This is a genomic window from Micromonospora sp. 4G55, assembly GCF_016803375.1.
Window position 1 is genome coordinate 1 of sequence record NZ_JAEVHN010000168.1, and the last position, 11,082, is coordinate 11,082.

The following is an 11,082-nucleotide window of genomic DNA, read 5'->3' on the forward strand; positions in this document are numbered from 1 at the left end:
CCCGCCGGACCTCGACGCGTACCGCGACGCCGTGGCGGAGCTGCTGGTGGAGGTGGGGGCGCTCGCCGACGCGAGTTCAAGCGTGGCCCGCCAGGTGCTGCTCGACCAGCGGTTGCGGGAGCCGGCGATCGCCGCGGTGCTCGACGCGACCCCGCAGGGGTTCATCGGCGCCCGCGAGACGCTGCTGCTGGAGATGGCCCGCTACCAGCCCAACGAGCGGACCTCGGCGAGCGACCTCACCGCGCTGGTCCGGATCTACCTGCTCTCCCGCATCGACGTGATGTGGTGGCGCGACACCACCACCTTCCTCACCGACGAGCAGGTCGACGCCCATCTGGACCTGGTCGACCTGGAGTGGCTGCGCCGGCGCGGGCTGCTCGCCTTCCGCTACCAGGAGCAGCCGGCCACCGTGCTCGGCCGGGGCGTCCGGGCGGTGCGCCGCAAGCTCCGCCCGGACGCCACGCCGCGCACCGCCGGGGTGAAGTTCCGGCGCACCCGGCGCGAGGTGGTGGCGCTCCTCAACGACCTGGCCCGCGAGCTGGCCCGGGCCACCCCGCCGGCCACCCCACCGCTCTGGGTGACCAGCCTGGTGCGCAGCGCCGAGCACCAGTACCAGCTGCGCCGCCTCGGGTACGCCGCGATGGTGCCCAGCGGGCACTGCCTCGGCTGGGCGGTGGACGTGGAGATGGCCTGGTTCGCCCGCTTCGGCGTCCGGGACACGCTGGCCGAGATCCTGCTCGCCCGGCAGGCCGCCGGTGAGATCAACGTGGTCGACGAGGGGCAGGCCTGGCACGTGTGCCTGGCGCCGGGCGCCCGCGCCCGGCTGCGCTCGGCCTACGAGGCGGAGATGGGGGCCTGAGGCGGATGTGCGGCATCGCGCTCAGCGCCGGCCCCGAGGCCGACCCGGCGATCTTCCGCCGGATGCTCGCCGTCCTCGCTCCCCGGGGCGAGGTCACCGAGACCCGGCAGGAGGCGGGCCTGCTCGCCGGCGTACGGCGGCTGCGCATCGTCGACCGGGACCGGGCCGTGCAGCCGTTCACCTCCGCCGACGGCCGGTACGTCCTCTGCTACAACGGCGAGGTCTTCAACCACCACGAGCTGCGCGCCGAGCTGACCCGGGCCGGATACCTGTTCGGCACCGCCAGCGACACCGAAGTGGTGCTCGCCGCGTTCCTGCGCTGGGGTGAGCGGGCGGTGCACCGGCTGCGCGGGGAGTGGGCCTTCGCCGTCGCCGAACGCGCCACCGGCCGGGTCTACCTGGCCCGGGACCCGCTCGGCGTCAAGCCGCTCTACTGGGCCCGCACCCCCGGCTGCCTGCACGTCGCCTCGGAGGTCAAGGCGCTGGTCGGGCTGCGCGCCCCGATCGACGAGGTGCCGCCCGGGCACCACGGCTGGGCCGAGGCGGACGGGCGGGTGGAGTTGGCGGTGTACCTCGACCTGCTCGCCCTCGGCGAGGGACTGCCCGAGGTGGACGACCCGGACGAGGCCGCCCTGCTCGTCCGGGCCGCGATCAGCGACAGCATCCGGATGCGGGTGGACACCGACTTCACCGTCGGGGTGGTGCTCTCCGGCGGCCTGGACAGCTCGCTGGCGCTGCTGCACGTCCGCGAGCTGCACCCGGACTGCGTGGCGGTCACCGTCGGGGTGCCGGACAGCCCCGACGTGGCGTACGCGCGGCGGCTCGCCGCCGACCTCGGCGTGCCGCACGAGGTGGTCCAGCTGCGCCCGCGCGACATCCGGCTGGCCGACGTCCGGGAGGCGATCCGGATCTCCGAGCTGACCGAGTACGGCGACATCATCAACGCGGTGGTCTCCGTGCCGATCTTCCGGCGACTGCACGAGCTGGGGGTCAAGGTGGTGCTCACCGGCGACGGCTCCGACGAGCTGTTCGGCGGCTACCCGATGTACCACCAGGTCGCCCCCGACCGGGCCCGCCGGCTCGTCCTCCACAAGATCCGCAACCTCTGCCGTACGGAGTTGCAGCGGGTCGACCGGGCCAGCATGGGCCATGGGGTGGAGGCCCGGGTGCCGTTCCTCGACCTCAGCGTGGTGGAGCTGGCGATGCGACTGCCGCTGGCGCTCAAGATGCGCGACGGGCAGGAGAAGTGGATCGTCCGGCGGGCGTTCGCCGACGTGCTGCCCGACTACATCCGGCGGCGGCCGAAGAACCCGATGTCGTACTCCTCCGGTCTACACGAGCGGGCCCGGCTCTACAAGCCGTTCTTCTCCCGGCTGCACCGCCGGTTCGGCTACGACCTGCTGGAGCCGGTCCGCCGCGACTTCGACAGCGTGCTCACCCGCTGCGGCAACGACCTGGACCGGGCCATCGCCGACGGGCTGGCCCGACCCGACTACACCGTGCTGGAGCACGCCCGGGACCTGGTCGGCGGCGAAGTGGAACGCCGCCCCGCTGGTCCGCCGGCTGGTCGGGCCGCGTCCCACCCGCGGGGCGCCGGTCCGCTGAGCCCGGCCGGCCCGGCGCGGCCGACAGCCGACGCGCTGCCGAAACCGCCTGTGACCAGGTGGTCCCGGCAGGCCGCCGGAGGGGGAGCGCCGGTCAGCCGGCGGGCGGGAACGGATCGTCCTTGTAGGTGTACTCGGTCTCGATCTTCCCGTCGGCGGTGTGCACGACCAGCTGGCTGGGCTCGTTGGCGTGCGCCACCTTGCGGCCCTCCTCGACCGCGCGGTGCTTGGTGTCGTACGAGCCGAGGCTGCGGTTGCCCTGCTCGACCTTCCAGGAGCCGTCGTTCGGCACCACGTGGTATTCGTTGCGCTTCATGGGCGCTCTCCTCTCGTCCGTCCGGATCCAGGTACCCGGATGCCCGAAATGGAAAACCGGTGTCGCCTTCGGCCGGTGGACAACCCCCGGCCCCTCCCATAGCGTTCCGGAGATATGCGGAGGACTCTCCTGGGCGCCGGACTGGCCCTGTTGCTCGCCACCACCGGCTGCGCCGGCACCGACGACCCGCCGCCCGCGCCGGCCGGCGACCGGGTGCCGGCCGCCTCCCGACAGGACGCCGACGAGGTCGGGCGCACCCTGGCCAGCCTGCGCCGGGTCGACAAACTGCCGTTGTACGAGATGACCTACGTCGGCCGGTACGACGCGACGGTCGGCACCGACGCGGAGCCCGAGGCGAGCCCGTTCGGCTGCTCGCTCTTCGCCGTCAGCGGCGACCCGGCCCGGCCGCTGTTCGCCCGCAACTTCGACTGGGCGGCCAACCCGGCGATGGTGCTGCGTACCGACCCGCCGGACGGCTACGCCTCGGTGTCCCTGGTGGACCTGTCGTACCTCGGGATCGGCGCGGACCCGACCGGCGACCGGCGGCTGCTGGACGCGCCGCTGCTGCCCTTCGACGGGATGAACGAGCGCGGGCTCGCGGTCGGCCTGGCCGCCGACGACCACGCGAGGGTCACGCCGGTGCCGGGCCGCCCCACGGTCGGCTCGGTGCGCATCCTGCGACTGGTGCTCGACCGGGCCGCCACGGTGGACGAGGCGGTGGCCGTCTTCGGCCGGTACAACCTGGACTTCGACGGCGGGCCACCGCTGCACTACCTGCTCGCCGACGCGACCGGCCACTCGGCCGTGGTGGAGTTCGTGGACGGGACGATGCGGGTCCAGCGCGGCGAGGGCCGCTGGCAGGCGCTGACCAACGTGCCGGTGGTCGGGGTGTCCGAGCAGGAGCGGCGCGCCGACCGCCGGTACGGGGCCATCGCGGCCGCGTTGGAGAGCGCCGGCGCCCGGGTGGACGCCCCGGCGGCGCTGCGGATCCTCGATCAGGTGCGGCAGGGCCACACCCGCTGGTCGGTGACGTACGGGCTGCGCAGCGGCGAGGTGCGCCTGGTCACCGCGACCGGCAAGGAGCGGCGCTACCAGCTGGCGATGGACTGACCCCGCCGTACGCGCAAGGACCCGGCCCCCCGACGGGGACCGGGCCCTTGCGACGTGGCCCTACCAGCTCAGGTAGCCGGCCTGGGTCTGCACGTTCAGCTCGCGGAACCGAACCAGGTTGGCCGTCCAGGTCCGCCAGTCGTTCAGCTCCAGCACGTCCAGGCCCTTCTGGATGTCGCTGGAGTAGATGTGCCCGTTGTAGTAGTACGTCGACCAGGCGCCACCGAGGATGAGCTGGGTGTCCGAGAGCGGACCGCGCTCCCAGAACGCGATCTCCTTCGGCTTGGTCGAGTCGGTGAAGTCCCAGACCGAGATGCCGCCCTGGTACCACGCCTGGACCATGATGTCGCGGCCGAGCACCGGGATCAGCGAGCCGTTGTGCGCCACGCAGTTCTCGGTGTCCGCGTTCGCCCGCGGGATCTTGTAGTAGCTGCGGAAGACCATCGTCCGGGCGTCGCCGCGACCGGCGATGTCGTAGATGGCGTCCGCGCCGCGGTTCGGCCCGACGGCCTCGTTGCAGGTGGCCGCGCCGCCGCCGCCCAGCTCGTCGGTGAAGACGACCTTGGTGCCGGTGTTGTTGAACGTCGCCGAGTGCCAGAAGGCGAAGTTCACCGTGTCCCGCACCCGGTTGATCACCCGGGGCGCCTCGCGGTCGCTGATGTCCATCAGGATGCCGTCGCCCATGCAGGCGCCGGCCGCCAGGTCCTTCGCCGGGTACGCGGTGATGTCGTGGCAGCCGCTGGTCGCCGAGGTCTGCCCCGGGATGCCTCCGTACCCGCCGTCCGGGAAGAGGTTCGGGGTGGCCACCACGGCGGCGGCGGTCGGGTCCTTCACCGGGACCTTGACGATGGAGATGGAGTCGTGCGGCGGCGGGCAGCCCACGTAGGTGTCCCGCGGCCCGTAGGAGGAGACGTACAGGTAGACCGAGCGGCGGTCCTTGGCCGGCACCAGGGTGTGGGTGTGCGAGCCGCAGGCCGTCTTGACGGACTTGAGGTAGCGCGGGTTGGCCTTGTCGCTGATGTCGAAGACCTTGATGCCCTCCCAGACCGTCTCGGAGCTCGGCACGCCCTGGCTGTTGCAGGAGTCGCCGTTACGCGGTGAGTCGGTGGAGAGGAAGAGCAGGTCGCCGTAGACGGAGATGTCGTTCTGCGAGCCGGGGCAGAGCACCTGCGACACGATTTTCGGCGCGCTGGGTCGGCCGATGTCGTAGATGACGAACCCGTTGTAGTTGCCGACGAAGGCGTACCTGCCCTGGAAGGCCATGTCGGTCCCGAACGCGTTCGGGGCGTCGAACGGCGCCTGCTTCGGCAGGTTGGCGATCTGTCGCAGGTTGGGGCTGCTGGAGACCTCGTCCACGCCGAGCGTGGGGGTGGCCGTGGCGGCCTGTGCGGTGGTGGCCGTGGCGACCGCCTCCGCGTCGGGCGTCACGGCGGCGTTGCCGGCCGGGGCGGTGGCCACGCTCGCCACCAGGAGGCCGGCCGCGGCCAGGCTCACGATCCTCAGTCGGCGTCGTCGGGGGAGGGAGAATCTGATCATCGGCAGAGCCCTTCGACAGGGGTTGATGATTGTGGACACCTTACCGTCCGACGAAGGGCATCGATGTGATCTGAGTCACATGAAAGGGCCGTCGTCAATGGATACGATCGCTGCGACCTCGACCGGAGGGGGAGTCGCATGACCGCCCGACGTGGACGGACCCTGCTCGTCGTCACAGTCGCGGCCATGGTGCTGGTGGCGCTCGGGCTCGCGCTGCGGCCCACCGACCGCCCCGCCCCGGCGACCGCCGGATCGGCCGTCGTCGCGTCACCCACCCCGGCGCCGGCGGACGGCCCCGCCGTCATCGTCCCCGGCCGTCCCGGCGAGTCGGCCGTCGCCCGCCCGGCCGGCGAGGTCCGCGACACCGCCTCGCCGCGCTACAACTCCCTCGACGTCTGGTTCGTGCGGATGATGATCCCGCACCACCAGCAGGCCCTGGAGATGGCCGAGCTGGCCGAGGGGCGGGCGGGCAGCCCCCGGGTCAGGGCGGTGGCCGACCGGATCCGGGGCGCGCAGGGTCCGGAGATCGGCATGATGCGCGGCTGGCTGAGCGCCCGCGGCCTGCCGGCCGAGGTGCCCGGCCACGACCACGGCACCATGCGCGGCATGCAGTCGCCCGAGGCGATCCGTCGGCTGACCGACGCCCGGGGGGCGGAGTTCGACCGGCTCTTCGTGCAGATGATGACCGCGCACCACCAGGGCGCCGTCACGATGGCCACCGACCTGCTCTCCGTCGGCGCCGACCAGCAGCTCAACGAGTTCGCCAACGCGGTGGCCACCGAGCAGTCGGTCGAGATCGACCGGATGCGGGAGTTGATCTGAGAGGGTCGGTCGGGAGCCCCGCCGGCGGAAGGAACGGCGACGGCGAGGACCGTCCTGCGCCGTGAAGCGGACAGAATGTCCTCATCGACACCAGAAATCTGTCGCCGAGTGCCCTCACGGATCTCAAGAGGCGGTCGCCGGTCGAACCGCCTGGGACGGCAAGGTGGTGTTTGACAAGTGCGCAGATACAAGCGGAGCGTCGCTGACGTGATCCGCTGGCCGGACAGTCTCGACGCCAAGGCGGCGATCGAGGAGTGGCTCGACGCTGCTGCCGCGGACACCACGTCGTACCTGGCGGGCGACTTTCTCGATTTCCGTGGGGCGGATCTGAGCAATCTCGACCTGGCGGGCGCCTACCTGGCCAATTCCTGCCTGGTCGATGTCCGGATCGAGGACGCCAACCTCGGCGACGCGAACCTCAACAACGCCGAACTCGACGGCGCCGACCTCTCCTTCTCCGACCTGGCCAAGGCCGAAATGGTCGGCTGCTCGGCGAGGAACGCGCGGTTCGTCAAAGCGCGGCTGTTTTCCGTGCAGTTCGACGAAGCCGTTCTGGCGGGAGCCGATCTCAGCCACGCGATCCTCAATTCGGCGAAGCTCTACCAGACCGATCTGCGGGACGCCGATCTCGCGTTCTCGAGCCTGCGCTGGTGCACCTTGGGCGGCGGGGGCATGCCCGCGGTGCTCAGCGGTGCGAAGATGTTCGGCTGCCGGCTCGAGGGTGCGAAGGGGACGATCGTCGGCCCAGTCTTCGTCGATCAGGCCGCGACCCGGCCGCTCGACGGTGCCGAACTCGAGGCATGGTTCTCGGCACAGGACGCGCAGGACGTGCGGGTGGCACCTCGCACGCTGTAGCCCCAGGTCAGGCGAACCGTCGGGGAGAGTCGGCCACCGGCCGACGTGCGGCAGGAGGCGATCTGCCCCGTACGCTGGGTGACCGTGAACCGCACCGTCTTCGGCCGCCCGCTGCGCTCGCTCGCCTTCGACGTCCTCGTCTCCGGCGTGGTGGCGCTGCTCGCCGTGGCCGCCGTGGTGAGCCAGCCCGGCGGCGTGCCCGCCACGCTGGTCGGTTGCGCCATGGCGGTCGCCCTGCTGTGGCGCCGGGTCCACCCGTCCGCGGTGGCCGCCGTGGTGGCCACGCTCGCCATGGTCCAGGTGATCGCCGGCTGGGGGCCGCTGGCCTACGACATCGGCGTGCTGATCGCCCTCTACAGCGTCGTCAAGTACGCCGAGCGGCTGCGCGACGGCGTGCTGGCCGGGATCGTCGCGGCGATCGGCGTGGTGCTGGCCGCCTCGCAGACCGTCGGCAACGCCGCCTGGTGGGCCACCGCCATCTACTTCGCGCTGGTCACCGGCGGGGTGTGGCTCGCCGCCCTGAACGTGCGCACCCGCCGCCTCTACGTGCTCAGCCTGGAGGAACGCGCCGCCACCCTGGAGCGCGAGCGGGAGGCCGAGGCCCGCGCCGCGGTGGCGGGGGAGCGGGCCCGGATCGCCCGCGAGCTGCACGACGTGGTGGCGCACAGCATGGCCGTGATGATCGTCCAGGCCGACGGGGCCCGGTACCTGCTCGACCAGGACCCGGAGACCGCCCGCGCCGCGGTCAAGGTGGTCGCGGACACCGGCCGCCAGGCGCTGGAGGAGATGCGCCGACTGGTCGACGTCCTGCGGGAGCCCAGCCCGGCGGAGCCGCCCGCCGCGGCGGAGCGCCGGACGACCCCGCCGTCGCCGCCGACACGGAGCACCGGCGGGCGGCGGTCGCCGAACTGCCCGCGCTGCTGGACCGGTTCCGCGACGCCGGGCTGCGGGTCCGGCACACGGTCACCGGCGAACCGGCCGCGCTGCCCCCGGGCCTGGACCTCACCGTCTACCGGGTGGTGCAGGAGGCGCTGACCAACGCCCTCAAGCACGCCGGGTCGGCGCGAGCGTCACGGTCACCCTGGAGCACGTCGCGGACGCCGTCGTGGTCCGGGTGGTCGACGACGGGCACGGCCGCCCGCCGGTCGGTCCCGCGCCGTCCGGCGGGCACGGCCTGGTCGGCATGCGCGAGCGGGTCGGCGTGTACGACGGCAGCCTGGTCGCCGGCCCCCGGCTGGCCGGGGGCTGGCGGGTCGAGGCGCGGCTGCCGCTACCGTCGACCCCCGGGACGGAGGTGGTCGCGGCATGACGATCCGCGTGGTGATCGTGGACGACCAGGCGCTGGTGCGCGCCGGGTTCCGGATGGTGCTGGACTCCCAGCCGGACCTGGAGGTGGTCGGCGAGGCCATCGACGGCGCGGACGCGCTGCGGCTGCTCGCCCGCACCGAGGCGGACGTGGTGGTGATGGACGTCCGGATGCCCACCATGGACGGGGTGGAGGCGACCCGCCGGATCTGCCAGGACCGCTTGGCCGGCCCGCCCCGGGTGCTGGTGCTCACCACCTTCGACACCGAGGCCGACGCGTTCGCCGCGCTGCGCGCCGGGGCGAGCGGCTTCCTGCTCAAGAACGTGCCCCCGGAGGAGCTGCTCGCCGCGATCCGGGTGGTCGCCGCCGGTGACTCGGTGGTCGCGCCGTCGATCACCCGCCGGCTGCTGGACCGGTTCGCCGACCGGTTGGGACCAGGGCCCGCCGAGGAGCCTCGGCTGGCCCAGCTCACCGACCGGGAGCGGGAGATCCTGCTGCTCGTCGCGCAGGGACTGTCCAACGCCGAGATCGCCGGGCGGGTGCACGTCGCGGAGGCGACCGTGAAGACGCACGTCGGGCGGATCCTGGCCAAGCTCCAGCTCCGCGACCGGGTGCAGGCGGTGGTGCTGGCCTACGAGAGCGGGCTGGTCACGCCGGGAGGCTGACCGGCGCTACGACCTGGGTCGTACGGGTCCACCCGGTCGGGGGCGACCTGGGGCGTACCGACCTCGACCGTGCGGGTGGACGCCACCGCGGGCGGCGCTCCATAGCGTCGGAGACGTCCTGGTCACCGACTGCACGGGGAGTCTCCGCATGTCCCTCGCCCCACCCGTCCCGGCCCGTACCGGTGTCGCGGTCACCGCCCGCGGCCTGCGCAAGGAGTACGGGCGCGACGCCGCCCGCGTGGTCGCCCTCGACGGCGTCGACGTCGACTTCGCCGCCGGCCGGTTCACCGCCATCATGGGCCCGTCCGGCTCGGGCAAGTCGACGCTGATGCACTGCCTGGCCGGCCTCGACAGTCCCACGGCGGGCACCGTCCGGCTCGGCGACACCGAGACCGCCCGCCTCGACGACAAGCGGCTCACCCTGCTGCGCCGGGACCGGATCGGCTTCGTCTTCCAGAAGTTCAACCTGCTGCCGGCGCTCACCGCCGAGGAGAACATCCTCCTGCCGCTGGCCATCGCGGGCCGGCGGGCGGACCCGGCCTGGCTGCGGCAGGTGGTGGCGGCGGTCGGCCTGGCCGACCGGCTGGGGCACCGGCCGGCGGAGCTCTCCGGCGGGCAGCAGCAGCGGGTGGCCGTCGCCCGGGCGCTGGTCACCCGTCCCTGGGTGGTCTTCGCCGACGAGCCGACCGGCAACCTGGACTCCCGCTCCGGCGCCGAGGTGCTGGGGCTGCTCCGGGAGGCCGTGGACACCCTCGGCCAGACCGTGGTGATGGTGACCCACGACCCGGTGGCCGCCGCGTACGCCGACCGGTGGTCTTCCTCTCCGACGGCCGGCTGGTCCGCGAGCTGGCCGCGCCCACCGCCGAGCGGATCCTGGACGCGCTCGCGGGCCTCGACCCGGTCACCCCGGCGCGGGGGCGGTGACCGCGATGATCCGGTTGACCCTGCGCTCGTTGCGCGCCGACGCGCTGCGACTGCTGCTCTCCTCCCTGGCGATCGTGCTCGGCGTGGCCTTCGTCGCCGGCACCCTGATGCTCACCGACGGCATGCGGGCCGGCGCGTACGACCGGGCCGGCGCCTTCGACCGGCACACCGACCTCGGCATGTACGCCGGCACGGACCCTCTCCCACCCGCCCTGGTCGACCGGGTGCGCGCGGTCGACGGGGTGGCCGCCGCCGAGGGGGAGCTGACCGGTTCCGGCGGGGTGGTCGGCTCCGACGGCCGCCCGGTGCTCGGCTACGGGGTGCTCGCCGCGATCCCCACCGACCCGGCCCTGCGCTCGTACGACCTGACCGCCGGCCGGTTGCCGGACCGCCCTGGCGAGGTCGTCCTCGACGCGTCCACCGTGCGCGAGGAGGGCTTCGCCCTCGGCGCGCCGGTCCAGGTGGGCGGCTCCACCGGGGCGGCCCGGGCGTACACCCTGGTCGGCGCCGTCGACGTGGCCGGCACCGCCCGCGACGTCGGTGGACCCTTCATCGGCCTGGTCGGGGCCGACGCCCTGGCGGTGACCGGGGAGCGGGGGTACGGCCGGATCATGGTGGCCGTCGCCCCGGGTACGTCCCGCGAGGCGGTGGCCGAGCGGCTGGCCGGGGTGGGCGCCACCGGCGCCACCGTGAAGTCCCGTCAGCAGATCCTCGACGACGCGGTCGACGACGCGGTCCGCGACCTGAAGCAGTTCGGCATGATCCTGCTGACCTTCGCCGGGGTCGCGGTGGTGGTGGCCGGGTTCGTCATCGCCAACACCTTCGCCATCGTGCTCGCCCAGCGGACCCGGCGTACCGCCCTGCTCCGGCTGGTCGGCGCCACCCGGGGGCAGGTCTTCCGGGCCACTCTGCTGGAGTCGGCGGTGCTCGGGCTGACCGCCTCGGCGCTGGGGGTGCTGGCCGGCGCCGGCCTGGCCGCCGGCCTGGCGGCGGGGCTGTCCACGCTGGACCTGCCGTTCACCGGAGAGGTCGCGCTGACCCGCTCGACGGTGCTGCTCTGCGTGGCGCTGGGCACCGTGATCACC

The 11,082-nt window shown here is 73.4% G+C and carries 10 protein-coding genes and 2 pseudogenes; 10 read left to right on the forward strand and 2 right to left on the reverse strand.

What is annotated here, in order from left to right:
- Together JNW89_RS15975 and JNW89_RS15980 are read left to right on the forward strand one after the other, a co-directional pair.
- On the forward strand, positions 1–859 hold an 859-nt coding region (locus tag JNW89_RS15975), incomplete at its 5' end, for a hypothetical protein (RefSeq protein WP_238449522.1).
- Positions 860–864: 5 nt separating this feature from the next.
- Positions 865–2,464 (forward strand): annotated as a pseudogene (locus tag JNW89_RS15980) (asparagine synthetase B family protein).
- Positions 2,465–2,557: 93 nt separating this feature from the next.
- Here the strand turns inward: JNW89_RS15980 and JNW89_RS15985 are convergent.
- Positions 2,558–2,779 carry a DUF2188 domain-containing protein gene (locus JNW89_RS15985; protein WP_238449523.1) on the reverse strand — a complete coding sequence of 74 codons (222 nt, stop codon included), beginning with the start codon at positions 2,777–2,779 and terminating at the stop codon, positions 2,558–2,560.
- A 114-nt stretch (positions 2,780–2,893) separates the two neighbouring features.
- Between JNW89_RS15985 and JNW89_RS15990 the strand changes: the two genes are divergently transcribed.
- Positions 2,894–3,889: a linear amide C-N hydrolase gene (locus JNW89_RS15990; protein WP_238449524.1), complete on the forward strand. Its 996-nt coding sequence runs from the start codon at positions 2,894–2,896 to the stop codon at positions 3,887–3,889.
- 60 nt (positions 3,890–3,949) lie between these two features.
- Here JNW89_RS15990 and JNW89_RS15995 read toward each other — a convergent pair whose 3' ends face one another.
- The gene (locus JNW89_RS15995) at positions 3,950–5,425 is read right to left on the reverse strand and encodes an LVIVD repeat-containing protein (RefSeq protein ID WP_238449525.1); all 1,476 of its coding nucleotides are present in this window, start codon (positions 5,423–5,425) and stop codon (positions 3,950–3,952) included.
- Positions 5,426–5,563: 138 nt separating this feature from the next.
- On the opposite strand from JNW89_RS15995, the gene JNW89_RS16000 reads away from it, so the two are divergent.
- The 7 genes and pseudogenes from JNW89_RS16000 to JNW89_RS16025 form a co-directional block, all read left to right on the forward strand.
- Complete coding sequence (locus tag JNW89_RS16000; protein WP_238449526.1) at positions 5,564–6,247, forward strand: DUF305 domain-containing protein; 684 nt, start codon at positions 5,564–5,566, stop codon at positions 6,245–6,247.
- 207 nt (positions 6,248–6,454) lie between these two features.
- Complete coding sequence (locus tag JNW89_RS16005) at positions 6,455–7,102, forward strand: pentapeptide repeat-containing protein (protein WP_238449527.1); 648 nt, start codon at positions 6,455–6,457, stop codon at positions 7,100–7,102.
- A gap of 84 nt (positions 7,103–7,186) precedes the next feature.
- A complete protein-coding gene (locus JNW89_RS38105; RefSeq protein WP_309139991.1) occupies positions 7,187–8,137 on the forward strand; it encodes a histidine kinase dimerization/phosphoacceptor domain-containing protein in 951 nt (316 codons plus the stop codon).
- A gap of 70 nt (positions 8,138–8,207) precedes the next feature.
- A complete protein-coding gene (locus JNW89_RS37685; RefSeq protein ID WP_306344869.1) occupies positions 8,208–8,411 on the forward strand; it encodes a hypothetical protein in 204 nt (67 codons plus the stop codon).
- Complete coding sequence (locus tag JNW89_RS16015; protein WP_238449528.1) at positions 8,408–9,073, forward strand: response regulator transcription factor; 666 nt, start codon at positions 8,408–8,410, stop codon at positions 9,071–9,073. The genes JNW89_RS37685 and JNW89_RS16015 overlap by 4 nt, the downstream gene beginning before the upstream one ends.
- 148 nt (positions 9,074–9,221) lie before the next feature.
- Positions 9,222–9,997 (forward strand): annotated as a pseudogene (locus tag JNW89_RS16020) (ABC transporter ATP-binding protein).
- 5 nt (positions 9,998–10,002) lie between these two features.
- Positions 10,003–11,082, forward strand: a 1,080-nt coding sequence (locus JNW89_RS16025; RefSeq protein WP_238449529.1) for an ABC transporter permease, incomplete at its 3' end; no start/stop codon positions are given.